Annotated in this window: 24 protein-coding genes; 5 read left to right on the top strand and 19 right to left on the bottom strand. The window is 66.6% G+C overall.

Features of this window, described 5'->3' with window-relative positions; all coding sequences use genetic code 11:
* Positions 1-8: 8 nt before the first annotated feature.
* Positions 9-1,532: a flavin-containing monooxygenase gene (locus AAG612_RS08565; protein WP_342509260.1), complete on the bottom strand. Its 1,524-nt coding sequence runs from the start codon at positions 1,530-1,532 to the stop codon at positions 9-11.
* Positions 1,533-1,650: 118 nt separating this feature from the next.
* On the opposite strand from AAG612_RS08565, the gene AAG612_RS08560 reads away from it, so the two are divergent.
* Positions 1,651-3,669: a TonB-dependent receptor gene (locus AAG612_RS08560; RefSeq protein WP_342509258.1), complete on the top strand. Its 2,019-nt coding sequence runs from the start codon at positions 1,651-1,653 to the stop codon at positions 3,667-3,669.
* Here the strand turns inward: AAG612_RS08560 and AAG612_RS08555 are convergent.
* From AAG612_RS08555 to tsaD, 12 genes are all read right to left on the bottom strand, one after another.
* Positions 3,657-4,202, bottom strand: a complete 546-nt coding sequence (locus tag AAG612_RS08555) for a DUF421 domain-containing protein (RefSeq protein ID WP_342509257.1) — start codon at positions 4,200-4,202, stop codon at positions 3,657-3,659. The genes AAG612_RS08560 and AAG612_RS08555 overlap by 13 nt on opposite strands.
* Positions 4,203-4,281: 79 nt before the next feature.
* Positions 4,282-5,292 carry a fumarylacetoacetate hydrolase family protein gene (locus tag AAG612_RS08550; protein WP_342509256.1) on the bottom strand — a complete coding sequence of 337 codons (1,011 nt, stop codon included), beginning with the start codon at positions 5,290-5,292 and terminating at the stop codon, positions 4,282-4,284.
* Positions 5,289-5,939 carry a maleylacetoacetate isomerase gene (gene maiA / locus AAG612_RS08545; protein WP_342509254.1) on the bottom strand — a complete coding sequence of 217 codons (651 nt, stop codon included), beginning with the start codon at positions 5,937-5,939 and terminating at the stop codon, positions 5,289-5,291. Before maiA ends, AAG612_RS08550 begins: the two co-directional genes overlap by 4 nt.
* A gap of 175 nt (positions 5,940-6,114) precedes the next feature.
* Complete coding sequence (locus AAG612_RS08540; protein ID WP_342509252.1) at positions 6,115-7,290, bottom strand: acyl-CoA dehydrogenase; 1,176 nt, start codon at positions 7,288-7,290, stop codon at positions 6,115-6,117.
* Positions 7,291-7,392: 102 nt separating this feature from the next.
* Entirely contained in the window at positions 7,393-7,827 is a 435-nt protein-coding gene (locus AAG612_RS08535; RefSeq protein ID WP_342509251.1) for a response regulator, read from the bottom strand.
* A gap of 97 nt (positions 7,828-7,924) precedes the next feature.
* Positions 7,925-8,629 carry a hypothetical protein gene (locus tag AAG612_RS08530; RefSeq protein ID WP_342509249.1) on the bottom strand — a complete coding sequence of 235 codons (705 nt, stop codon included), beginning with the start codon at positions 8,627-8,629 and terminating at the stop codon, positions 7,925-7,927.
* A gap of 16 nt (positions 8,630-8,645) precedes the next feature.
* Positions 8,646-8,783 carry a hypothetical protein gene (locus AAG612_RS08525; RefSeq protein WP_342509247.1) on the bottom strand — a complete coding sequence of 46 codons (138 nt, stop codon included), beginning with the start codon at positions 8,781-8,783 and terminating at the stop codon, positions 8,646-8,648.
* A gap of 15 nt (positions 8,784-8,798) precedes the next feature.
* The gene (locus tag AAG612_RS08520; protein WP_342509245.1) at positions 8,799-9,536 is read right to left on the bottom strand and encodes an OmpA family protein; all 738 of its coding nucleotides are present in this window, start codon (positions 9,534-9,536) and stop codon (positions 8,799-8,801) included.
* Between the two features lie 50 nt (positions 9,537-9,586).
* Positions 9,587-11,140: a vWA domain-containing protein gene (locus tag AAG612_RS08515; protein WP_342509243.1), complete on the bottom strand. Its 1,554-nt coding sequence runs from the start codon at positions 11,138-11,140 to the stop codon at positions 9,587-9,589.
* A 265-nt stretch (positions 11,141-11,405) separates the two neighbouring features.
* Positions 11,406-12,872 (bottom strand): lipopolysaccharide biosynthesis protein, encoded by a 1,467-nt coding sequence (locus AAG612_RS08510; protein ID WP_342509241.1) that lies wholly within the window; start codon positions 12,870-12,872, stop codon positions 11,406-11,408.
* Positions 12,873-12,925: 53 nt separating this feature from the next.
* The gene (locus tag AAG612_RS08505) at positions 12,926-13,933 is read right to left on the bottom strand and encodes an NAD(P)H-dependent glycerol-3-phosphate dehydrogenase (RefSeq protein ID WP_342509239.1); all 1,008 of its coding nucleotides are present in this window, start codon (positions 13,931-13,933) and stop codon (positions 12,926-12,928) included.
* The gene (tsaD, locus tag AAG612_RS08500) at positions 13,930-14,958 is read right to left on the bottom strand and encodes a tRNA (adenosine(37)-N6)-threonylcarbamoyltransferase complex transferase subunit TsaD (RefSeq protein ID WP_342509237.1); all 1,029 of its coding nucleotides are present in this window, start codon (positions 14,956-14,958) and stop codon (positions 13,930-13,932) included. The genes AAG612_RS08505 and tsaD overlap by 4 nt, the downstream gene beginning before the upstream one ends.
* A gap of 45 nt (positions 14,959-15,003) precedes the next feature.
* Here tsaD and hemC point away from each other — a divergent pair, with 45 nt between their 5' ends.
* The 3 genes from hemC to AAG612_RS08485 are packed head-to-tail and all read left to right on the top strand — an operon-like array spanning position 15,004 to position 17,644.
* Entirely contained in the window at positions 15,004-15,933 is a 930-nt protein-coding gene (gene hemC, locus AAG612_RS08495; protein WP_342509235.1) for a hydroxymethylbilane synthase, read from the top strand.
* A gap of 7 nt (positions 15,934-15,940) precedes the next feature.
* A complete protein-coding gene (locus tag AAG612_RS08490; protein WP_342509234.1) occupies positions 15,941-16,621 on the top strand; it encodes a uroporphyrinogen-III synthase in 681 nt (226 codons plus the stop codon).
* A 57-nt stretch (positions 16,622-16,678) separates the two neighbouring features.
* Positions 16,679-17,644 carry a hypothetical protein gene (locus AAG612_RS08485; protein WP_342509232.1) on the top strand — a complete coding sequence of 322 codons (966 nt, stop codon included), beginning with the start codon at positions 16,679-16,681 and terminating at the stop codon, positions 17,642-17,644.
* Between the two features lie 12 nt (positions 17,645-17,656).
* On the opposite strand, the gene AAG612_RS08480 is transcribed toward AAG612_RS08485, so the two are convergent.
* Positions 17,657-18,901, bottom strand: coding sequence for an FAD-dependent monooxygenase (locus AAG612_RS08480; RefSeq protein ID WP_342509230.1), 1,245 nt, complete (start codon positions 18,899-18,901; stop codon positions 17,657-17,659).
* A 54-nt stretch (positions 18,902-18,955) separates the two neighbouring features.
* Between AAG612_RS08480 and AAG612_RS08475 the strand changes: the two genes are divergently transcribed.
* Positions 18,956-21,043, top strand: a complete 2,088-nt coding sequence (locus tag AAG612_RS08475; RefSeq protein ID WP_342509227.1) for a protein-disulfide reductase DsbD family protein — start codon at positions 18,956-18,958, stop codon at positions 21,041-21,043.
* Here the strand turns inward: AAG612_RS08475 and AAG612_RS08470 are convergent.
* From AAG612_RS08470 to AAG612_RS08450, 5 genes are read right to left on the bottom strand one after another with little or no spacing between them, the layout of a single operon-like run.
* The gene (locus AAG612_RS08470) at positions 20,979-21,551 is read right to left on the bottom strand and encodes a hypothetical protein (RefSeq protein ID WP_342509226.1); all 573 of its coding nucleotides are present in this window, start codon (positions 21,549-21,551) and stop codon (positions 20,979-20,981) included. The genes AAG612_RS08475 and AAG612_RS08470 overlap by 65 nt on opposite strands.
* A 7-nt stretch (positions 21,552-21,558) precedes the next feature.
* Positions 21,559-23,070, bottom strand: a complete 1,512-nt coding sequence (locus AAG612_RS08465; protein ID WP_342509224.1) for a S10 family peptidase — start codon at positions 23,068-23,070, stop codon at positions 21,559-21,561.
* 60 nt (positions 23,071-23,130) lie between these two features.
* Entirely contained in the window at positions 23,131-23,661 is a 531-nt protein-coding gene (locus tag AAG612_RS08460) for a CIA30 family protein (RefSeq protein ID WP_342509223.1), read from the bottom strand.
* Positions 23,662-23,675: 14 nt separating this feature from the next.
* Positions 23,676-23,996, bottom strand: coding sequence for a HigA family addiction module antitoxin (locus AAG612_RS08455; RefSeq protein ID WP_342509221.1), 321 nt, complete (start codon positions 23,994-23,996; stop codon positions 23,676-23,678).
* Positions 23,968-24,252 carry a type II toxin-antitoxin system RelE/ParE family toxin gene (locus tag AAG612_RS08450; protein ID WP_342509219.1) on the bottom strand — a complete coding sequence of 95 codons (285 nt, stop codon included), beginning with the start codon at positions 24,250-24,252 and terminating at the stop codon, positions 23,968-23,970. Before AAG612_RS08450 ends, AAG612_RS08455 begins: the two co-directional genes overlap by 29 nt.
* Positions 24,253-24,314: the final 62 nt, after the last annotated feature.

Raw genomic sequence — 24,314 nt, 5'->3', positions numbered from 1 at the left:
CTGCTCTGCTAGCTGGCGGTGCGGGTCGCAGGGCTGCGCGCAGGCGCGGCGTCGTCAGCCGGGGCGTGGGGCAGTGCCTTGAAATGGAGAATGCCGTCGTCGATCGGATCGCTCTTCATCTGCTTGCGGTCGACCCGGTAATCCTGGTTCAGCCGCCAAGGAAAGCCGACCGCGTTTCTCGGCATGATCGCCTTGGACCGCTGGATATAACCCGACGAGAAATCGAAGATGTCATCCTCCTCCAGCGCATCCTCCTCAGCCTGCGAGAGCGCGGGTGCCGCGATATCGGCGCCCTTGGCGTCCATCAAGTTGAGCACATCGCAGACATAGGCCGCGTTCAGATCGGCGCGCAAAGTCCAGCTGGCATTGAGATAGCCGAACACCACCGCGAGGTTGGGCAGGTTCGAGAACATGCAGCCCTTGTAGTAGAAGCGCTGCGAGAAATCGACCGGATCGCCATCGACCGAGACCGCGATCTTGCCCACCACCGCCAGCTTCAGCCCGGTCGCGGTAACCAAGATATCCGCCGGTATTTCGCTGCCGTCCTCCAGCACCACGGCCTCTGGCGCAAAGCGCGCGATCCGGCCGGTCACGACCTGCGCATCACCGCGCTTGATCGCTTCGAACAGATCGGCATCGGGGACGAGGCACAGGCGCTGGTCCCACGGATCGTAGGGTGGGGTGAAGGAATTCGCGTCGTAACTGTCGCCCAGATGCTCCTGCATCTTCTTGGTCAGGAATTCCTTCACCTGCTCCGGCTTGGTCTGCGCGCGCTTGAAGCCGACATCCTGCATGACCACGTTTTTCCAGCGGGTGATCTTGTAAGCCGTTTCGGAAGGCAGGACCTTGCGCAGGAAATTGGCGAGCCGATCGCGCGCCGGACGGCTGAACATCCAGGTCGGCGTGCGCTGGAGCATGGTGACCTTCGCGGCGCGCTCCGCCATTGCGGGGACGATGGTAACGGCGGTCGCGCCCGATCCGATCACGACGACATTCTTGCCCTCGTAAGCCAGATCATCGGGCCAGAATTGCGGGTGGACCACCTCGCCCTGAAAGTCGCCCAGTTCGAAACCGGGATCGTAGGGCTCGTCGTAGTCGTAATAGCCCGACCCGAGGTAGAGCCAGTTGGCAGTCAGTCGCTTGCGCTCCCCCTCGGCGGTGACGACCGTGACCACCCAGCGCGCGGTCGCGCTGTCGAAGTCGGCGGTCTCCACGCGCAACCCGAAGCGGATATTCTCGCGGATGCCGCGTTCGTCCACGATCCGGTCGAGATATTCGAGGATGGAAGAGCCATCCGCAATGCTCTTCTCGTGCCGCCAGGGTTCGAACACGAAGCCGAGCGTGTGCATGTCGCTGTCCGAGCGCACGCCGGGATAACGGAACAGGTCCCACGTACCGCCGATCCGCTCGCGCCGTTCGACGATCGCATAGCGTTTGTCCGGGCAGTGCATTTCGAGGTGTGCTGCCATCCCGATGCCGGAAATGCCCGCGCCCACGATCAGCACGTCGAAATCGCTATCACTGCTATCCATCACGTCGCCTTGTCTCTCCGTAGTGCTTCGCAACCTATCGCAAGCCCGTGGCGAAGGCGAGGGGTGCCTTTCGGCGGTGGCTGACGGGCCGGGATCGGTAGGCTAGGGCTGCCCGATGATGCGCACCCGACTTCGTTTCGCAGCCCTTCCTCTGGTGACCTTCGCGTGCCCTGCCATGGCGCAGGAGACGAGCGATGAGACCGACGAGCCGACCATCGTGGTGACCGGCCAAGGACTGCCCGATACGCCCGCCAGCCCCGCCTACGGGACCGTCGAGGTCCCGCGCGAGACGGTGCTGATCGCGCCTTCGGGCCGGATCGAGGAGGCGCTGGCGAGCGTGGCGGGCTTCCAGCAGTTCCGCCGGTCGGACAGCCGATCCTCCAACCCGACGGCGCAGGGTGTGACGCTGCGCGCGCTGGGCGGCAACGCGACCAGCCGCGCGCTGGTGACGCTCGACGGGGTGCCGGTGGCGGATCCGTTCTTCGGCTATGTCCCTTTCGCGGCGCTGATCCCCGAGCAGGTCGGGCGCATCGCGGTGACGCGAGGTGGCGGCTCCGGGCCATTCGGCGCGGGCGCACTGGCGGGCACGATTGCGATCGAAAGCCTGTCGCCCGAAACTCAGGCGCCGCTGGGCATGAGCGTGCTGGCCAATGATCGCGGCGGGACCGAGGCGGTGGGCAGCGTTTCTGCCGCGCTGGGTCGCGGCCATGCCTCCGGCACGGTCCGCTGGGATCGCGGGCCGGGTTTCTACACCGCGCCCGAGAGCCAACGCGTTCCGGCAAGCGTTCCGGCGAAGTTCGACAGCATCTCGGGTCGGCTGCGCGTGGTCGCGCCGCTCTCGGACGATCTGGAGCTGCAGGCGCGGGTGCTTGCCTTCGACGATGCCCGTACCCTGCGTTTCGACGGGGCGGACAGTTCGGCGAGCGGGCAGGACGCGAGCATCCGCGTGGTCGGGCGCGGGCGTTGGCAGGTCGATGCGCTCGGCTATGTGCAGGCACGCAATTTCTCCAACCTCGTCGTCAGCTCCAGCCGCTTCGTGCCCGTGCTCGACCAGCGCAACACGCCTTCGACCGGGCTCGGCGGCAAGATCGAGGTGCGCCCGCCGGTGGGGCCGGACCACACCTTGCGGCTGGGGATCGACTATCGCCGCGCGGAGGGCGAGTTGCAGGAAACGCCGATCAGTTCCTTTACCGGCAACATCACCGCGCGGCGTCGCGCGGGCGGCGTCACCAGCGATCTCGGGGTCTTCGTAGAGGACGACTGGCAGGTAGGACAGCTGATCCTCACCGGCGGGCTGCGGGCGGATCGCACCGTCATCGCTGACGGCTTCTTCCGCGAGAGCGACCCGGACGGCGCGGTGGTGGAGGACAACCGCTTTGCCGACCGCAGCGACTGGACGCTGAGCTGGCGTGGCGGCGCGCTGCTGCGGGCGACGCCTTCGCTCGACCTGCGGGCGGCGGCCTATCGCGGGCTGCGGCTGCCGACGCTCAACGAACTCTACCGGCCCTTCGTGGTCTTCCCCGTGGTCACGCAGGCCAATGCGGACCTTGCCAACGAAGAGCTGCGCGGCTTCGAGGCGGGGCTCGACTGGCGGCCGGTCGAAGGTGTCGAACTCAGCCTCACCGCGTTCGACAACCGGCTGGACAACGCCATCGCCAACGTGACGATCGGCCCGAACCTGCGCCAGCGCCGCAACCTGCCCGCGATCGAAACGCAGGGGATCGAGGCGGGGCTGCGGGTGGCTCGCGGACCGATCCGCTTCGACGGCAGCGTCTCCTACTCGGACCCGACCATCGCGGGCGAGGGTGCCTCACTGGCGCTCGATGGCAATGCCCCGCCGCAAAGCCCGCAGTGGTTCGCTGCGGCGTCGCTCACCTACGAACCAAAGCCCGATATGCTGCTCTCGCTCAGCCTGCGTCATGTCGGTGACCAGTTCGAGGATGACCAGGAAACCGAAGTCCTGCCCGCCTTCACCACGCTGGGGGCCTACGCGCAGGTGCCGCTTGTAGGACAGCTCAAACTGGTGCTGCGGGGCGAGAACCTGTTCGACGAGACGATCGTCACGCGCGTCTCGGGCGGCGATCTGGATCTTGGCGCGCCGCGTACGCTGTGGGCGGGGCTGCGCTACGGCTTCTGAAGCTCCGGCGAGAGGTCGCGCACGTCATCCACCCCTTCAAGGATGGCGGGGTCGAGGTTCGGCCCGTGCATCACAGAAATGTCGCCGGTGGTCTCCAGCACCACCGCGCGTACCTCGTCGAAACTCATCGTGTTCGATTCGCGCAGCTTGGCGATGATGTCGGATCGCGACACGCGGGTCTTCTTCATCGCCTCGGTGCAGAAACGGCCATCGATCATCAGCAGCACGGGATCGTTCTGGATCGTTTCCTCGAATGTCTCGGATTTCTTGCGGACCTTCGCGATGACGAACTGCACTGCAAACAGCGCGAACATCACCACCGCCGCCTGGCTGAAGCCCTGCCAGTCGGTCGCGCGGCCCATTCCGGCCAGCACGGTGCCGCTGGCGACGGTGATGACGAAGTCGAAATTCGTCATCTTGGAAAAGCTGCGCAGCCCGACGATGCGGGTCAGCAGGATGACGTAGAGGATGCCGACGGTCGTCAGAATGCCGGCGCGTGCGATCAGGTCGTAGGTGGTGTCGTCGAAGAACATCGGTGTGCCTCCTGTGGTCGACGGGGAGAGGACGTTCCCGGTGCGCCACAAGCTCACCAGGAACGGGAGGCGGTAAGCTCTACGCCTCCACGACTTTCTGTTCGATCGCGCCAAAGATCGAATGGCCCTTCTCGTCTTCCATCCAGATTTTCACCGTGTCGCCCGGGTGCATGAAGCGCGTCTTGGCTTCACCGCTGGCGATGGTTTCGATCATGCGGATTTCCGCGATGCACGAATAGCCCTTGCCACCTTCGCTCACCGGCTTGCCCGGATCGCCATCGGGGCCCTGGTTGGAGATCGTGCCCGAACCGATGATGCAGCCCGCGCCGAGATTGCGCGTCTTGGCGGCGTGCGCGACCAGATCGGCGAGGCTGAAGGTCGCATCCTGGCCCACATCGGCGCGGCCGAAGGGATCGCCGTTGTAGTCGACCATCAGCGGGCGCTGGATGACGCTGCCCTTCCACGCATCGCCCAGTTCGTCGGGCGTGACGCAGACGGGGCTGAAGGCGGTCGCGGGCTTGGACTGGAAGAAGCCGAAGCCCTTGGCCAGCTCGCCCGGGATCAGGCCGCGCAGCGAGACGTCGTTGACGAGCATGAGCAGCTTGATGTGATCGGCGGCTTCGTCCGACGATACGCCCATCGGGACATCGTCGGTGATGCAGGCGACTTCGCCTTCCATGTCGCAGCCCCACTTGGTGTCGCCCAGCGGGATATCGGCACGCGGGGGGAGGAAGTCGTCGCTGCCGCCCTGGTACATCAGCGGATCGTGGTAGAAGCTCTCGGGCACTTCGGCGCCGCGCGCTTTGCGCACCAGCTCGACATGGTTGATGTAGGCGCTGCCATCGGCCCACTGGTACGCGCGCGGCAGCGGCGAATGCGCCTCGCGCTCGTGGAAGCGTTCGCACGGGACGGCTTCGTTGTTCACATCGCGGTAGAGCGCTTCCAGCTTGGGCGCGATAGTGGCCCAGTCGTCCAGCGCGTCCTGCATGGTGGCGGCGATGTTGTCCGCCGCGCAGTAGCGGGTGATGTCTTTCGAGACGACCACCAGCTTGCCGTCGCGCGTTCCGTCATTGAGCGTGGCGAGTTTCATTGGACTGTCTCTCCTTCGGGTGTGTCGTTCTGATTATCGGGGTGCGCCCGTTGTACTGCATCCAATGCGAGGCAGGCGGCTTCGATCCGGGTTGTGTGCGGTGCATCGGAGAAATCGTAGCCGAAGCGGCGCGCATTATAGATTTGCGGCATCAGGACGACTTCGAAGAAGCCGGGCTTGTCGAACAGGAAGTCGCCGGTGTTCAGCTGCGCGAGGCGGCGTTCGATCGGCTGCAATGTGCGTGCGAGCCAGTGGCGATACCACGCGTTTACGCCATCCTGATCCTGCCCGTATTCGCTCTTGAGATACTTGAGCACCGGCAGGTTGAGCGGCGCGTGCAGTTCGGTGGCGATGGCATAGGCGAGTTCACGCGCGAGGTAGCGCTGTTCGACATCGGCGTGCAGCAGCGGGTTTTCGGGGTAGGCCTCGTCCAGCCATTCGATGATCGCCATCGACTGCACGCGGTCCTTGCCGCCCGCTTCCAGCATCGGAACCGTGGCAAAGGGGTTGCGGCCGGCAAAGGCTTCGCCCTTCTGCTCGCTCTCGACCAGATTGACCGGGCAATTCTCGTATTCGAGGCCCTTCAGTTGCAGCGCGAGCCGCAGGCGATAGCTCGTGGAGCTGCGGAAATAGCCGTAGAGTTTCATCACATCCTCTCCTGCGCCGGGCCGTTCGCTTCGCGGCCCTGACACACCTGACACAGTGTCCTAAGACAAAAAACCGGCCTCCGGTTCCGAACCTTTGCGGGTCTCGGTCAGTGCGGGCGGGGAGGGCTGCATTCCCCGCCTATCGCACGCCTGGCGCATGTAGGACAGGTCGTCTTCAGAACGCCGCAATACCCGTGATCGCGCGACCGAGGATCAGCGCGTGGACATCGTGCGTGCCCTCGTAGGTGTTGACCGTCTCGAGGTTAATCATGTGGCGCATGATCTGGTATTCCTCGGAAATGCCGTTGCCGCCGTGCATGTCGCGCGCGACGCGCGCAATGTTCAGCGCCTTGCCGACATTGTTGCGCTTCACGATCGAGACCATGTCGGGCGACCAGTTGCCCTCGTCCATCAGGCGGCCGACGCGCAAGGACGCCTGAAGTCCCAGCGCAATTTCGGTCAGCATGTCGGCGAGCTTCAACTGGTAGAGCTGCTTGCTGGCAAGCGGTACGCCGAACTGCTGCCGGTCGAGGCCGTACTGGCGCGCGGCGGCCATGCAGTATTCGGCCGCGCCCATCGAGCCCCAGCTGATCCCGTAGCGCGCGCGGTTGAGGCAGGAGAACGGACCCTTGAGGCCCTGCACTTCGGGGAACATGGAGGAAGCAGGCACGCGCACCTCGTCCATCACGATCATGCCGGTGGTGCTGGCGCGCAAGCTGAGCTTGCCTTCGATCTTGGGGGCCGAGAGGCCTTCCATGCCTTTTTCGAGCACGAAGCCGCGAATGGCGCCGCCGTGCTCTTCACTCTTGGCCCACACCACGAACACGTCCGCGAAGGGCGAGTTCGATATCCAAGTCTTGCTGCCCGAGATAACGTAATCGTCGCCATCTTTCTTGGCGTGGGTCTTCATGCCTGCCGGGTCGGAGCCCGCATCGGGTTCGGTCAGGCCGAAGCAGCCGATCAGCTCGCCGCTCGCGAGGCCGGGGAGGTACTTCTTCTTCTGCTCTTCGGTGCCGAAGGCGGTGATCGGGTACATCACGAGGCTCGACTGCACGCTGGCCATCGAACGGTAGCCGCTATCGACCCGCTCGATCTCGCGCGCGACGAGACCGTAGGCGACATAGCTTGCGCCCACGCCGCCATATTCTTCCGGCGTGGTCACGCCCAGCAGCCCCGCCTTGCCCATCAGCGGGAAGAGTTCGGGCGCGCTGGCTTCCTCGCGGAAAGCGTCGATCACACGCGGCTGAAGTTCGCTTTGGGCAAAGGCGTGCGCCGACTCGCGGATCATCCGCTCGTCTTCGGTCAGCTGGTCGTCGAGGCGGAAAGGGTCGGTGGCGTCGAAGGGGATCATGGGGTCAGGCTCGCTTCTCGTTTCGCCCGGTCCCATGGCAAATAGGGGCATGGCCCGGCAAGCCCTGCGTTGGGGCAGTGCGCGCCAGTGGCAAGACGGATGTCAGGCGGTTTCGACCGGGGCCGATACGGCCTGGGTGTGCTCTTGCCCATCCTGCTCGGGACCATTCTCCTTGGCGTGTTCGCGGCTCAGCACGGTGTGCACCTGCGTCAGAATGTCGCCCGGCGGGCACGGCTTGGCCAAGGCAGGCGTATCGGGGAAGCGATCGGACACTTCCTCCAGCGGCAGGTGGCCCGAATGGAAGATCACCGGCACATCTTCCGCCATCAGTTTTTCGGCGAAAGGGAACACGACCGTATCGTGCAGCCGGATATCGAGGATGGCGAGATCGGGCTTGCATTTCTGGAACGACAGCATCGCCGAATTGAGATCGGGATGCGGCCCTTCGACTAAATAGCCCGCTTCGCGAATCGTATCGCACAGGTCCATGCCGACAATCGGTTCGTCCTCGGCGATGAGGATGACGGGCTGTTCCATGGGCTCTCCTGCTGCACTCGCGATCTTTTTAAACGCTTGCTGCAGAAGATCGTTCCAAGTCGTGCAGGTTGGCAAGTGGTTTCTTGCCCGCGCTGTACTATAGTTTGCCGAATTTGGCCTCGTAAGCACCGGTGTCGCCACTTTCCAGCAGGCGCGCCTGTTCGATCCAGTTGTCGCGCCGGATGCGGCCCTTGAAGCGGCCGAGCTGGTCGTCGATCCGGTCGATATCCGCCTCGCTCCAGTTCGCGATCTGCGCGAAGGAGGTCACGTCCAGCGTATTGAGCTGCGCGGCGAGCTTGGGGCCGACGCCTTTCAAGCGGGTGAGATCGTCCGCGCCATCCGGCCGCGTCTGCGCAGCTTCGCTCTCTTTGGCCACGGCGCTGCCCACGGCTGCGCCTGCCCCGCCGATGCCGGTCGCCGGGGTCGGCGGGACGGTGGCGGAGGGAGCGGCGGGTTCCTGCGCGGGCTTGCTGACAGGTTCGGGCTCCGGTGCAGGCTCAGGCTGCGGGGTGGGTTCGGGCTGCGGCGCGGGTGGAGTTTTTGCGGCGGTCGCTGCCGGTGCCGGTGCCGGTGCAGGCGCGGGCTCCGGCGCGGGAGGCGCGGCGGGCGCGGCTTCCTTGGCCGAGGCGGGCGGCGCGTCTATCAATGCCTGATTGCGCTTCGCTCCGATCGACCCATCGACCGGCTCGTCTCGGGTCACTCTGGTCTTGCGCGATCCCGACAGCAGGAACCAGGCGATCACGAAGCCGACCAGCACGGCCAGCAGGATCAGCAGCCAGTTGGCCTCGATCAGTTCAATCATGTGGGGCTAGGCCTCTCTATCGCTTTCTTTCCCGCGCATTAACGCGAAAGCCGGCCGGGCGCAAAGACCAAAGGAACACCGCGCCCGCGCCAAGCCCGAGGCCGAGCGCGTAGCCGCCGAGCGCAAGCACCATCAATTCAACGAAAACAGCCATGGTCTCAGTGCCGTCCTATCGTGCCGCCGGAGTGTCAATCGGGGTGGGCCGGGCGGTCTCGGTCGAAACCACGCGGAACTCGATCCGCCGGTTGGCGGGGTCTGCCGGATCGAGCCCGGCGACGGGGCGCGAGGACCCGTAGCCGGTCGCCCGCAGGTTCTGCGCCGGGATGCCGCGCTCGATCAGCTCGCGCCGCACCATCTGCGCGCGATCCTGCGACAGCGCGAGATTGACCTGCGGCGATCCCGAGGTGTCGGTGTGGCCCGACACCGCGACGACCGCGCCGACGCAGGGGCGCAAGGTATTGGCCAGCTCGTCGAGCAGCGCCTCGCTCCCGGGGATGAAATCCGCTGAGGATTCCTCGAAGCGGATCGTCTGTTCGGCCAGCACGGTCAGCAGCTCGCTCTCGCAGCGCAGCGATTCGATGTCGGTATCGCCCGCGGCGAGCATCGTGCCATCGGTCCAGTGGACGCCGCCCATGCCGGGGATATCGGCCACGGCCTGCGCGATGCGGGCACGCTCCAGCTCGGTCAGGTCGCGCCGGGGCGTCAGCATCGGGTGCCGGGTCGGCCAGCCACGGTCGGTGGCGAAGGTCACATCGACCGCCGGGTCCGTCGCCTGTTCGGGCAGTCGTGCAGTCGCGGCTTGCAACCCGTCCACGAAACGGGTGGCGGTCTGGCTGGCGAAGACCAGCGCCAGCGCGCAGACCAGCAGGGCACCGGCAAAGACGAGAAGGGCGGGGCGATCTTTCACCCCGCCCCGATAGCTCGCACCGGCCCGCTAGGGAACCCGCTGGCGAAAGTTCAGGGCCGATCAAGCCCGTCGGCAACGCCCACCAGCTTGATGAACTCCTGCCGGTAGAAATCGCTCTGCGATCCCGCCAGCGTGCGGATCGCATCATAGTCGTAGCGTTCGAGCAGCGTATCGCCGCGCATTTTCTGGGCGAAGGCGGCCACCGCAGTGGCGAAGGCGAAATCTCCGCTCGGCATCGGTGCGCGGGCCAGCATGTCGGCCGACAGGCTCTGCGTGATCAGCGTCGAGGTGTCGCCGTCGGGCTGCTTGTAGCGCAGCTTCACAAAGGCCGCCTCGCTCGCCAGATCACTCGCCGCCTGCGGAATGCGATCCTGGTAGCGACGCTCCGCGATCCAGCCATCCGCGCCTGCGCCGACGACCTCGTAGATCGCGGTGACCTGATGGCCCGAGCCGATATCGCCCGCATCGACCGCGTCGTTGTCGAAATCCTGTTCGCGCAGGATCCGGTTTTCGTAGCCGATCAGGCGATACTGGCTGATGACCGCCGGGTTGAATTCGACCTGGATCTTCACGTCCTTGGCGATGGTGAACAGCGTTGCGCCCACCTGTTCGCCCAGCACCTTGCGCGCCTCGATCGCGCTGTCGATGTAGCCGTAATTGCCGTTACCCGTGTCGGCGATCTGCTCCATCAGAGCTTCGTTGATGTTGCCGCGCCCGAAGCCGAGCACGGTCATGCTGATGCCGTTCTTGCGCTTGTTCTCGACATATTCGAGCAGCGCGTCGTTATCGCTCATGCCGACGTTGAAATCGCCGTCGGTCGCGAGGATTACGCGGTTGATACCGTCGACCTTGCTGTTCTCGGCCACGCGATAGGCCAGTTCCAGCCCCGCACCGCCAGCGGTCGAGCCGCCGGCCCGCAGATCGTCGAGCGCGGCCATGATCTCGCGCGGGTCGCTGGTCGGTTCGAGCACGAGGCCCGCCGCGCCCGCATAGACCACGATCGAGACGCGATCTTCCGGGGTCAGCTGATTGACCAGCGTCTTCATCGCGGTTTTCACCAGCGGCAGCTTGTCGCGCGAACTCATCGAGCCCGATACGTCGAGCAGGAAGACGAGGTTGGCCGCAGGGCGCTCCGCCTTGGGGGCTTCGTACCCGGCAAGCCCGATCCGCACGAGGCGGGTGTTCGCGTTCCACGGGGTGCGCGCGACATCCATGTTAACGGTGAAGGGCGCTTCGCCCGCATCGGGACGCGGATAGTCGTAGCGGAAGTAATTGACGAACTCTTCGGTGCGAACCGCCGCTTCGCGCGGCATCTGCCCGTCGGTGAGCATGCGGCGCGCGTTGGAATAGGAGCCCGTGTCGACATCGACCGAGAAGGTCGAGACCGGCTGTTCCATGGTCACCGCGACTTCGGCGACCTCTTCGCCATCATAGCGTTCGCGATCGGGCCGCGTGGGGACGACGATCGAAGGAACGTAGCGCAAGTCCGATGAGGTCGGCTGCTGCTCGTTCTGGGGGACGCCCGGTTCGGCAGCCACGCCCGCCATGCGCGATCCCGTGACCGCGATAGCCTGCGGTGCCGCGTAGGACTGCGACGAAGGCATGGGTGGCGGTGGTGGTGGAGGCGGCGGTGGTGGAGGAGGCGGCGGTGGCGGGACATTGCCCGTCCGGCCGGCGCTGTCGCTGCCAGGCGCGCCTTTCATTCCGGGCTGAGTGACGCACCCGCTTAGTGTCAGCCCCATTGTGACGATTGCTGCCACTGCAAGCTTTCTGGTGCTCATGCTCGATCTCCCCATTGGTCTTTTTCCCGATCGTGAGGTGTCAAGCTCGCCCCGGGCCACTGAACGCCTTCTGAATGGTGATACAGTATCACACTTCGGCTTCTTCCTGCGCGAGATTGCGGCGGAACAGCACGCGGTCCTCTTCCCGGAAGGCGACGAACCAGATGATCGCCCCGTAGGTCAGCAGGATCGCGGGGATGCCGACGATCAGCTCCAGCCACTCGGGCACGAAGGTGGCCGCCCAGCCGACCAGCCCTGCGGGGATCGCGGCCAGTATCAGGCCGAGGCGGAAGTTGTTGACGCTCTCGCCGAGAATCCGGCCCAGCAGCACGCTCTTGGCGATGCTCGCGCCTGCCAGCGATATCGCCAGTGCCAGCGCGGCGGCGGGCGCGCGCCAGTGTTCGGGCAGGTCGTATTCGGTGATCGCGACCATAAAGGCGATCGTCAGCGCCGCCTGGAACGCGATGGTGACGACCGAGATCACGAGATTGCGCATCCGCGCGATATAGATGAGCGCGCTTTCGGAAACGACCGCGAGCGCGGCGACCACTTCGGCCACCAGCAGGATCGAGAGCGCGCCGGTACCGCTGACGAAGTCCGGCCCCAGCAGTCCCATCACCGCCTCGCCCGGTATCGCCAACGCCAGTGCGACGCCCGCCTGCATCGCGACGATCCAGAAGCCGACCTGGCAGACCTGCCGGGCGATGGCCGAGCGGTCGCCCACCTTCAGCGCGGCGGTAATGACCGGGCCCAGGATCGGGTCGAAACTGGTCTTGAGCTTCTGCGGCAGCGTCGCGACCTGTTGCACCGCGTAGTAGACGCCGACCTGGCCCGGGGTCGCGAACTGCGCGAGGATTGCGAGATCCAGTTTGCGCGTCCCCCACTCGATCGCGTCGGCCCCGGCCAGCGGCAGATTGCGCACAGCGAGGTCGAAGACGCGCGCCGGATGCGGGCTCCATCCCCGCGGCAGGCCATAGTGGCGTATCGCCGGCATGAACGCGGCCACCGACGCCGCAACGATCGAGATGACGTAGGCCAGTTCCAGCCCGCTGTCGGGGACGACATAGAACAGCGCCCCCGCTGCGATCGAGATCGCCCAGGGCTCCACCACCGCACGGCTGCGCACGGTCGCGCCGATATCGTAGCGATAGGCGCAGGCGGCCAGTGCGACTTCGGTCAACGCGAAAGGCAGGATGGTGAGCGGGAGCAGCCACGACCATTCGCCGTTGCGGCCATTGGGAAACATCGGTTCGGGGAAGAGCAGCAGCAGCGCCGTGAACGCGAGCGATGTGATGAGCGACAGTGTCATCGCGTCGGCCACGATATGGGCGGGCGGGCGATCCTCGGCCTCGCTCAACTGCTGCGCGAGGCCGCGCTTCTGGCCGAGCACCGCGACCTGGCTGGCCAGTTCGATCACGACCACGGCGGCGGCGAACCGCCCCAGCATGTCGTCGCCGTACATGCGGCCCGCGATAAACAGGAACGGGATGCGCGCGGCGAGCCGGATCAGAAATCCGAAGAAATTCGTCCGCCCACCACGCGCGAGCGCGGCCATATCGGCGCTGGGCCCCGCTGGCGGGGAATCGCCCTGCGATGGGCCCTGCTTGCTCAAGCGGTGGGGCTTTCGGCCGTCAGCGGACGGGCGAGCAGCTCGGTCACGACATCGCGCGCGCCTGCACCTTCGAGCAGCGCGACCACCGCATCGACGATCGGCATGTCGACCGCCTTCTCGCGCGCGAGCCGCTGGAGCACGGGCGCGGTATGCGCGCCCTCGGCAACCGTGTGGCGGTTGGCCATCAGCTCGGCGGCGGACTGCCCTTCGCCAATCGCCTTGCCGAGCGAGAAATTGCGGCTCGAGGTGGAAGAACAGGTCAGCACCAGATCGCCCAGACCGCACAGGCCGGTGAGCGTCGCACGCTCCCCGCCCAGCGCCTCACCGAAGCGGACCATTTCGGCAAAGCCCCGCGCGATCAGCGCGTTGCGGGCGTTCTGGCCCAGCTCGAGCCCGTCGACCACGCCGCAGGCGATGGCGAGCACGTTCTTGACCGCCCCGCCGATTTCCGCGCCGACGAGGTCATCCGAGTAATAGGGACGGAAGGTCGGCCGCGCGATCACCGGCGAAAGCCGCTCCCACTGCTCCTCGCCGCCCTGGCAGGCGAGCGTGACGGCGGCGGGCAGCCCGTCGGCGACCTCGTGCGCGAAGGTCGGGCCGGACAGTGCGGCGAGGCTCGCCTGCGGGCACGTCTCGGCTGCCACGTCGCTCATCAGCGCACCGGTCGATTGCTCGATGCCCTTGGCGCAGATCACCAGATCGCCCGAAAAGCCGGGCAGCTCGGCCAGCACGCTGCGCAGGTGCTGCGCGGGGACCACGGCGAGGATCGTGACACACTGCGCAACTTCGGCCAGATCGCCGGTCGCGCGGATGCTGGGCGTCAACTCGGCGCTTGGCAGGAACCGCTCGTTGCGATGGTTGGTGTTGATGTCCTCCACCACTTCGGGCTCGCGCACCCACATCAGCACCTCGCGCGCGCCTTCGTGCTGGGATGGGCTGGCGAGCATCTGCGCAAGCGCGGTGCCCCATGCTCCGCCGCCGAGAACCGCTACTTGCGTGGTCATGCCTTCACTCCTGCTCCGCGCGCGGGTTCCGCCTCGGGATCGAGCGGCCAGCGCGGGCGTGCCTTGAAATCGAGCGGATCGCTTTGGCCCAGGCGCTCGCACCCGGCCCATGCGATCATCGCGGCGTTATCGGTGCACAGCTTCGGGGGCGGTGCGACGAAACGCATATCGTGCTTGGCGGCGAGGTTTTCGAGAGCGGCGCGCACGCTTGCATTGGCGGCGACCCCGCCAGCAACGACGAGCGCGGGGGCCGAGCCGGTGCTGTCGATGGCGCGCTCGAGCCGGTCCACGAGGCAGTCGATGGCAGCCTGCTGGAAGCTCGCCGCGATATCGGCAGTGGCGTGCCGGCCGCTCTCGTGCGCCCGCAACACCGCGCTTTTGAGCCCGGCGAAGGAGAAATGCGGTTCCTTGCCGCCGACCAGCGGGCGCGGTAGCGGGACCGCCTTGGGGTCGCCCTCGCGCGCCAGCTTTTCCACCGCTGGGCCGCCGGGAAAACCGAGGCCGAGAATTTTTGCGGTCTTGTCGAACGCTTCGCCCACCGCATCGTCGATCGTCGTCGCGAGCCGTCGGTACTGCCCCACACCCTCGCAGCGCAGGATCTGACAGTGCCCGCCGGAGACGAGGAGTAGCAGGTAGGGAAATGCCAGCTCGGCATCGACCAGCCGGGGGCTCAATGCATGGCCTTCGAGGTGGTTGACCGCAATCAGCGGCACATCGCCGGCCATGGCGAGCGCCTTGGCACTGACCAGCCCGACCATCACGCCGCCGATCAGGCCCGGGCCTGCGGTGGCGGCGATGGCCGACAGATCGGCCAGCTCCATCCCCGCTTCCTCCATGACCTCGGCAACCATCGGCGCGATCCGCTCCGCATGCGCGCGCGCGGCAATCTCCGGCACCACCCCGCCATAGGGGCGATGCGCCTCGTCCTGCGATGCGATGCGCTGCGCGACGATCTGCCGGTCGGCACGCACCAGCGCCACCGCCGTCTCGTCGCAGCTGGATTCAATCCCGAGTACCACCTGCATGGAGCTTTCCCTTAAAGCAGCGCCGGGCTAGGGCAAGCAAAGCCTATGACCAACGCGCCACTGATCCGCCTCGGAACCCGCCGCTCGCCCCTCGCCATGGCACAGGCCCACGAGACACGCGCGCGCCTGTGCGCCGCGCACGGGCTCGACGAAAGCGCGGTCGAACTGGTGCCCGTGGTCGCCGGGGGCGACAAGGTGCAGGACCGCCCGCTCGCCGATGTTGGCGGCAAGGCGCTGTGGACGCGCGAGCTGGATGCGTGGCTGGCCGAAGGGAAAATCGACGCGGCGGTCCATTCGCTGAAGGATGTCGAGACGATCCGGCCCGATTTTATTACGCTCGCCGCGATCCTGCCGCGTGCCGACCGGCGCGACGTGCTATTGGGTGCGGCCTCGATTGCCTCGATCCCGCAGGGCGCGCGGCTGGGCACGAGTGCTCCGCGCCGCGCCTCGCAGATGAAGAACCTGCGCCCCGATATCGAGGTCGTGCTGTTCCGCGGCAATGTCGCGACCCGGATGGCCAAGCTGCAGGCGGGCGAGGCGGATGTGACGCTGCTCGCGGCCGCCGGGCTGGAGCGGCTGGGCGAAGCGGGCGTCGGCTCTGTGCTGGACGTCGAAACCTGGCTGCCTGCCCCGTCGCAGGGTGCCATCGGGATCGAATGCCGCACCGAAGATGCCCGCACCCGCGATCTGCTGACCGCTATCGATCACCCCCGGACCCGCGCCGAAGTATTGGCCGAGCGGACCTTGCTCGAAGCATTGGGCGGATCGTGCCAGAGCCCGATCGGCCTGCTGGCACTGGCGGATGCCGAGCGTATCCGGCTGAATGCTGCGCTGTTCAGCGCCGACGGGGCGGAGCGGGTCGATGGTGCGGTGGAGGTGGCACCGGGCGATGCCGGCGCGATCGCCGCCTTCGCAGCCGACCTGCTCGCCCGTGCGACGCCGGGCATAGCCGTGCTGTTTTCCGGCGCGAGCTGAGCTTTTGATGGGCGGACGGATCTTCGTCCTGCGGCCCGAACCGGGCCTTGCGGCGACGATGAAGCGTGGGCGTGCGCTGGGCCTGCCGATGGAGGCGATGCCGCTGAGCCATGCCGAGCCGGTGACTTGGCAGAGGCCCGACGCGCACTTCGATGGGATCCTGATCGGCAGCGCGAACGGGCTGCGCCATGCGGGCGAGGCGCTGACCGGGCTCACGGACCTGCCGGTCTATGCGGTCGGGCAGGCGACCGCCGAGGCGGCGCGCGCGCTCGGCTTCACCATCGCCGGAACCGGCAAGGGCGGGCTCCAGCCCCTTGTCGATGGCTTGCCGCGGGATCGCCCGCTGTCGCTGCTGCGGCTTGCCGGGGAAGAGCATCTGCCGCTCGCCGCGCCGCCGCATGTCGCGATTGCCACCGTCGTCACTTACGCCATCGTCCACCGCCCGCTGGGCGCTGGCGAGACTGCCAAATTGGGCGAGGGCGGCGTGGTGCTGCTCCATTCGGGCGCCTCGGCACGCCATTTCGACGAGGAGTGCCGGAACAAGGGCGTGGACCGCGCAAATCTGTCGCTGGCCGCGCTTGCGCCCCGCATCGGGGCAAGTATCTCGAAAGGCTGGAAAAGCCTGCAAGTGGCCGCTAGTCCGGACGATGCGGCCCTCCTTTCACTGGCCGCGGATATGTGGCATTAACCAACGACCGCTATGCTCCGCTGCGGGATCACGGGGCGAAACGGGAATGGAAATGTAATGAACTTGGATGAGGCCCCGCAGGATTCGTCGCGTTCTTCGCGCATCCTGCTGGGGATAGCACTGGTGGTTGTTCTGCTGGTCGCGGCGGGGGCATTGTTCCTCGTCTGGCGACCGGAAACCTACACGCAGACCGTCGCCGCGCTGACCGACAAAACGCAAGGCACCAGCGATCCGATGGAGCGCGCGGGCGCCACGCCGGTCGCCACGCAGGACAAGAATGCCGGGGCCGAGGTGGTGGCCGTGCCCACGCCGCGCCCGCGTCCGCGTACCTCGCCCACTTCGGCCGAGACCGAGGCGAGCGTGGAGCGCGTGGCCCAGCAGCAGGGCGGGCTGGAACAACGCCTGCTCGCCGCCGAACAGCGTCTGGCGCGGCTCGATCTGCAATCGCAGGCGGCGGCGGGCAATGCCGCGCGCGCCGAAGGCCTGCTGATCTCCTTCGCCACCCGCCGTTCGATCGAGCGGGGCGAGGAGCTGGGCTATCTCGCCGATCAGTTGCGGTTGCGCTTCGGCGATGCGTTGCCCAATGCGGTGCGCACGCTGACCGACATGAGCCGCAATCCGGTCACCATCGACCAGCTGCTCGCCCGTCTTGAAGGGCTGGAGCCCGCGCTGCGCGCCTCGCCCGAAGAGCCGGGCCTCAAACGTCTGCGGCGTGAACTTTCCAACCTGTTCGTGATTCGCCGCGAGACTGCCCCGTCACCCAAGCCGCAGCGCAGGGTAGAGCGGGCGCGGATGTTCCTCGAAACCGGTCGCTACGAAAATGCGATCCTCGAAGTGCAGAACATGCCGGGTGCCGATGCGGCTGAGCAATGGGTCGCCGACGTGCGTCGCTATGCCGCGGCACAGCGCGCGCTCGACCTGATCGAGACCGCCGCGATCCTCGAGCCTCGCCGCCTGCGCGACGGTTCGGGCGAGCGGGTCGAACAGCCCAGCCCGGTGATCTCGCCCGCTCCAGAAGAATAGGGTCGTGCGAACCTAGCCCTGCATCAGCGCGGGCACATCCCCGCTGACGCCGCGGGCCTCGTCCATGAACCAGCGCTTCAGGGGCTCGATCCGCTGGACGCCCGCCATGCCGAAACGGCGGACGGCAGAGGCTCCGGGCCCCGATATGCCGAACAGCCGGGTCAGGCCGTCGGTCGCCAGCGAGACCATGAAGGAATCGAGCCCACGCCAGCTCTCGTAGCGCTTGAGCAGTTCGGCATCGCCGGGATCGAGGCCCAGGCGCCTGCCCTCGGCAATCACTTCCACCAGCGCGCCTGCATCCCTCAGCCCCAGATTGAGGCCCTGCCCCGCGATCGGGTGGATGCCATGCGCCGCGTCGCCGACCAGCGCGAGACGATGATCGACGATCCTGGCGGTATGGTGGAAGCCCAGCGGATAGGAACTGCGCGGGCCATTGGCTTCGAGATCGCCGAAGATGCGGCCCATCCGCTTTTCCACTTCGGCGATGAAAGCGCGGTCGCCCATCGCCAGCACGCCGTCGCCGTCTTCCTCGTCCACGGTCCATACCAATGCGCTGCGGTGACGGCCCAGTTCGTCGTCGAGCATGGGGAGCAGCGCGAAGGGACCTTCGGGATAGAAAATCTCCCACGCGACATTCTCGTGCGGTTTGGAATGGATCAGCCCCGCAATGATCGCGCGGTGGTGATACTGCCAGTTGGCGATCTTGAACCCGGCTTCCTCGCGCGTGGGCGAACGGCGACCCTCGGCAGCGACCATCAGCCGCCCCTCCAGCACCGTGCCATCGGCCAGCGTGGCGGAAACCTTGTGGTTGCCGCGGGTCCGCTCCACCACGGCGACGCCTGCGTGCCACGCGATCAGCGGTTCGGCCTTCGCCGCCTCGAACAGGCTTAGACGCAGTTGCCGGTTCGCGAACATCCGGCCGAGGCTGCTGTCGCCCCCGGTCGATTCAGCGTCGGGCTGGAAATCGATCCGCCCGGGCTTGAGCTGGTCGGTCACCGCGATCTTGGAAATCGCGCAACCATGCGGTTCTAGCGCGTCGGCCAGCCCGATATTGGTGAACAGGTTCCAGCTGGCAGTGGAGATGGCCGAAGCGCGCCCATCGAAACCTTCGGCCGTCAGGCTTGCCGGATCGGCGCGGTCCACCACATGGCTGGTAATGCCCTTTTTCGCCGCAGCCAGTGCCAGTGTCATGCCGACCAGCCCGCCCCCCAGGATGAGGAGATCGCGCGTGTCGGAAGGTTTCGGCTTGCTCGGCATTCGGGGGTGCTCGCTCGCTTGTTTCGAAGTCGCACCGGTCCTAGGCCGCAGGATATGACCCGCGCAACCCTCCCCTTGGTCCGCCGTCTGCTGGCGACGATTTGCGCGCTGATTGCGCTGGCACTGATGCCGGGCTCAGCGATTGCGCAGGAGACCTATATTCCGGCGCGGCTGGCGGTGGAGGGTCCGGTGCAGCCGGGCGGCGAGACGCGCATCGCGATCCGCTTCACGCCGGTCTCGCAGGAATGGCACGGCTACTGGTCCAACCCCGGCGATGCAGGGCTGGGCATGGCGATCGACTGGGAGCTTCCCGAGGGCGTGTCGATCGGGGAATTCCGCTATCCGGCCCCGACGACACTGGTGCAACAGGCGGGCAATCGCCCCCTGATGAACCACATCTTCGAAGGCGATTATGCGGTGGTCGCGCCGCTGCGGGTGGCGGCGGACGCCGCGCTCAACGGGCCGTTCGAGCTGCGCGGCACGGCCCGCTATCTCGCCTGCACCGACAAGATCTGCGTGCCGCAGGTGGCGCAGCTTCGCGCGGTGGTCGCGTTGGGCGAGGGCGCGCGGGACGCACGTTTTGCGCAGTACCAGAGCGCGCTGGCCGCTCCGCTCGACCGGGCGGCACGCTTCGCGCTCGGCGACGAGCGCCTGCGTCTCGCCATCCCGCTGCCCGCGACGCTCGAGATGGGTGCGCCGCACGTGTTCATCGAGACCCGCGATCTGGTCGATTACGCCGCACCGCAGACCTATTATCGCGCCGACGATCTGCTGATCGCCGAGATTCCGCTGAAGACCGGCGCGGAGCGTCCGGGCGTCATCGCGGGCATTATCCGCCTCGGCGATGGCACCGGCCTGTCCTTCACCGCAGAGCCGGGCGCAGTGCCGACCGGCGGCGAACCGATCCGGGCCGACAATGATCTGCCCGCATGGTGGATACTGATCGGCGCGGCGCTGCTCGGCGGGCTGGTGCTCAACATCATGCCCTGTGTCTTTCCGATCCTCAGCCTCAAGGCGCTCTCGCTCGCCAAGGCAGGGGGGGCGGAGCGTGCCGCAAGGATGGACGCGCTGGCCTATGCCGCTGGCGTGATCATCGCCTGTATTGCGCTCGGCGGCGTGCTGCTCGCCCTGCGTGCAAGCGGCGAGGCTATCGGCTGGGCTTTCCAGCTGCAGAACCCGGAGGTGGTGGTCGCGCTGTTCCTGCTGGCGGTGGCGCTGACCGCGAACTTCCTCGGCGCATTCGAGATACCGGGCATGGCGATCACCGGTTCGGGCGCAAGCCGTCGCGGGTCCTTCGCGACCGGGGTGCTGGCGGCTTTCGTGGCGACGCCGTGCACCGGGCCTTTCATGGCGGCGGCGCTGGGCGCGGCCCTGGTCCTCCCATGGCCGCTCGCGCTGGGCCTGTTCGCCGCGCTCGGCCTCGGCATTGCCTTGCCCTTCCTCCTCATCGGCTTCGTACCCGCAATCCGGCAGCGCCTGCCCAGACCGGGGAAGTGGATGGAGACCTTCCGCCGCTGGATGGCGCTGCCGATGGGACTGACCGCGCTCGCGCTCGGCTGGCTGGTGTGGCGGATGGGTGGCACGATGTTCTTGCTGGCAAGCGCGGTCATGGCAGGTAGCATCACTCTCATCGTGGCGCTCCTGTGGAGCCAACGCTTGCGCAACTACAAATATCGCACTGTGCTGATGATCGCACAGGGCTTCACGGTCCTCTCGATGCTGATCATCGCACCCCGAGTTTTTGACTCGGGCGAGCGGCTGATGGAAGTATCCATGCTCGACAGTCAGCCTTTCAGCGAGGCCGCATTGGCGCAGGCGCGAGAGGAAGGCCGCCCCGTGTTCCTCTATTTCACCGCCGACTGGTGCGTCACCTGCAAGGTCAACGAGGGCATCGCGCTGGAGCGCGAGGCGACCGCGCAGGCGCTCGACGCCGCAAATGCGGTAGTATTGCGCGGCGACTGGACGCGGCGTGATCCTGAAATCACCGCCTTCCTCACGCAGCAGGGCGTGGCGGGCGTGCCGCTTTACCTGTGGTATCCGGCAGGTGCGTCGACCCCGCAGCGCCTACCGCAGGTGCTTACTCCCCGGTCGGTCGAACGACTGGCGTCTGCTTCCGCACGGCCAGGCGACACGTCTCGATAAGATCGCGCGGGGCGTCGCTCGCATTGAGAGCCAGCGTGCCCGCGCCGGGTATGGTCAATTCCACCCCGCGCCGCCCGGTGAGCACGTCGAGCTTGTCCGAGCCGAGCGGGATCGTCCCCTCCCACAGAAACGCGCGGCCATTATCGGTCGCCTCGACCGGGAAGCGTTCCTTGTGGCCATTGCCGATGATCGCCATCAGCGCCTGCGCGCCCTCGTCCGCACGGGCGAACCGGGTGATGCGCACCTGCGGATCGGCATCCGTTTCATCGCCCATCTCGCATGCCACGGCAGCGAAGGGCTGCTGCCCCGGTACGCCGTAGAGAAGGCGCAGCGGGGTGGCGCTGGGCGCCCACACCGCGTTCTCCGCATCGGGGGAGTCGATCGGTTCGCTCGCAAAAGTGGCGGTGTCGGGCGGATCGGCGCGCCCTTCGTACCTGTCGGCGGCGGGCGGCTGGCAGGCCGTGAGCGCCAACGAAGCGAGCAGGGTAGCGGCGAGGGCGAAGCGCATCGACAGCTCAGCGATTGAGGATGAAGGCGCGGATGTCGCGCGACAGCTTCGCCCGGTCCTCGTCGCGAATATACATCATGTGCCCTGCATCATAGTAATGGAACTCGACCCGGTCCTGCGGGATGCCGACGCGGTTGAGCGAGTATTCCGCGCCGAAGAAGGGCGTGGCGAAATCGTACCAGCCCTGCCCCACGAAGGTCCGCAGCTGCGAGTTCTGGCGCATCGCGTCGCCGATGAACGGCGCGACGTTGAGATAGGCTCCGCGGCCCCTGCCGGAGAGCGACCAGTCCCAGTAGCGCCCCGGATCGCTGCCGATCGCCTGGTACTCGCGGTCCGTTTCGAAGCCGAGCGTGCCGCGCGACCACGCATTGATCGCGGCGGTATAGCCGGCATCGATGCCGTAAAAGCTTGGATCGTTATCCGGATATTCGCCCGCATTGTCGAAATCGCGGCCGGTGTAACGGCTGTCGAGCCGCCCGATGGTTAGTCCCCGGTCGCGCAGCAGCTCTTTGTAGAACCGCTGGGGCGTGACGCGCAGCTCGGCCTGGTCGAGATAGGTTTCCGAAAGCCCGGTGAGGCGTGCGAGTTCGGCGCGCACGCTCGCACGTTCGGCGGCAGGCAGGTCCTGCCCCTTCATCAGCGCGGTGGCGTAGGGACCGATCGCGAATTGCCGCGCTTCCTCGGCGATCGCTTCCACCGACGGGGCCTGCGCCTTGCCGTGGTAGAACGCGGCGGTCGCCATATTGGGCAGCGCCATCACATAGGCCATTTCGTTGCCCGGTGTCGGCTCGCGCGCGGCGAAGTCGAGGATGGTCGAGATCAGGATCAGCCCATTGAAGCCGACGTCGTTGTAGGTCGCCCCCTCCAGCTCGCGCACGACCATCGCGGTGCGGGTGGTGCCGTAGCTTTCGCCGCCGAGATATCTGGGGCTGTTCCAGCGTCCGTTGTCGTTGATCCAGCGGCGGATCACCGTGGCGACGGCGCGCGCGTCCTGCTGCAGCCCGTAATATTTCTCGGGATCGGTGCCTTTCGTCAGGTAGCTGAAGCCCGTGCCCGGCGGATCGATGAAGACGAGGTCGGCGACGTCGAGCAGCGAGTCCGGATTGTCGAGGATCGGGTAGGGCGGCGCCCCATCGTCGCGCGCATCGCCGGGAATCGCGACCCGCTTCGGCCCGAACGCGCCCATCTGCAGCCAGACCGAGCCCGAGCCCGGCCCGCCATTATAGATGAAGAACACGGGCCGCGAGGTGTCCGCCGGGGACTTCACGTAGCTGGTGGTGACGATCACCGCCTCGGGCTTGCCGTCGTCATTGGAAAGCACCGTCTCCGCCATGGTCGCGGTGTAGCCGATCCGTTGCCCGCCGAAGGTGCCGCTGAGGTCGCGGGTGCGGACCTGCGGGTCGATACTCGGCGCTTCGGACTTCGCGGCGTCAGCCTTGTCTTGCGCGATGGCGATGGTGGGAAGGGCGGCTGCCAGCACGGCTGCGGCGGCAAGGTTGCTGAACGTGCGAAGGATCATGGCGGCGCTATGCCAGCCCTTCACGCACGCGTAAATCCACCTGCGGGCAGCCTATGGCCGCTATGCGCAGGCTTCGATCCGCTGGAGCCGCATCGCGAAGTCGCCATCGATCCCGTCGGCGATGATCAGCCCGACGCTGTGCGCTTCCTGTGTTGCGAAAGCGGGTGCGTCGACCTGCTGGCCGAACAGCGAGGTTTCCAGCCGGGCAAGGTCGATCACCGCGACCGACCACTCCCCGGTGCTTTCCCCGGGCGTCAGGGGAGCACGATAGGCAATACGACGCCCGCGCTCCCTCGCATCCGAGCGCAAAGTCACCTCGTAGGTGCGCTCATCGGCGGCATAGGTAATGCGAAGCCTCCGCGCTCCGGCCATCGCGCCCTCGGGCACCATCCGCCGTAGTGAGGTGAAGCCGCCGCCATTGGTGTTGATGGTGCCGGAGAAGGAAAGCGCCCCGTCGACCTGCTCGATATGCCCCTTGGAGAGGCCGCCCATTACCCCGTCGTTTATGACGTCCCACCGCGCGAATTCGCTCGGGTCGGTTAAGTCGACCAGCGTGCGGCAGGTGCCGGGTTCGATAGCGGCGAGGCTCATGGCGAGGGCGAGTATCAGGCTGCGCGCGGCGTGATGCGGTCGAGCTCGCCATTCAGTGAGCGCTTGGCGGCGCGCAGTTCGGCGCTAGCTTGCAGGCGCAGGAAAAAGCCCTCTGACATGCGGAAATAGCGCGAGAGACGCAGATCGAGTTCACCATCCACCCGCTCGCTGCCATCGATCATGGACGCCAGACGCGCCTGATCGACCTCGATAGCATCCGCTAATGCGGCAGCATCGAGTTCCAGCGGCTCCATGAATTCCGACAAGAGCAGCTCCCCGGCGTGGGGGATGGGCAGCCAGTCGGGATCATTCGTAATGGTTTGTGATCTCGACATCGTATGCGTTTCCGTCATTCCAGCGAAAACATATACGCCATTTCATGTTAATTGAAACCGAATGCTGGCCTGCGCGGTCGCCCGACAGTGGGTGAAAACGGTTGCTGGGCGGGTTCTTGAGATCGTCCAAAGTTTCGGCAGCATCGATCAGGAGCAGCTTCGCCAGCCCCCGCGACTGGATATCGGAAGGCATCTTGCGGCTGCGCTTGCCGTTCCAGAGCTGGTCGGTTTCGGGATCGGCGAAGGACTGGATCATGACTGCTCCATGTGCATTCTCATGATCAGCGTACTGGCATTGCGTCCATTGGTTGAAATTAA

The sequence above is a fragment of the Citromicrobium bathyomarinum genome (assembly GCF_038594605.1).
Classification (GTDB): domain Bacteria; phylum Pseudomonadota; class Alphaproteobacteria; order Sphingomonadales; family Sphingomonadaceae; genus Alteriqipengyuania; species Alteriqipengyuania bathyomarina_B.
The sequence above is the reverse complement of the archived record's forward strand: the minus strand, read 5'-3'. Positions and strand labels throughout refer to the sequence as shown.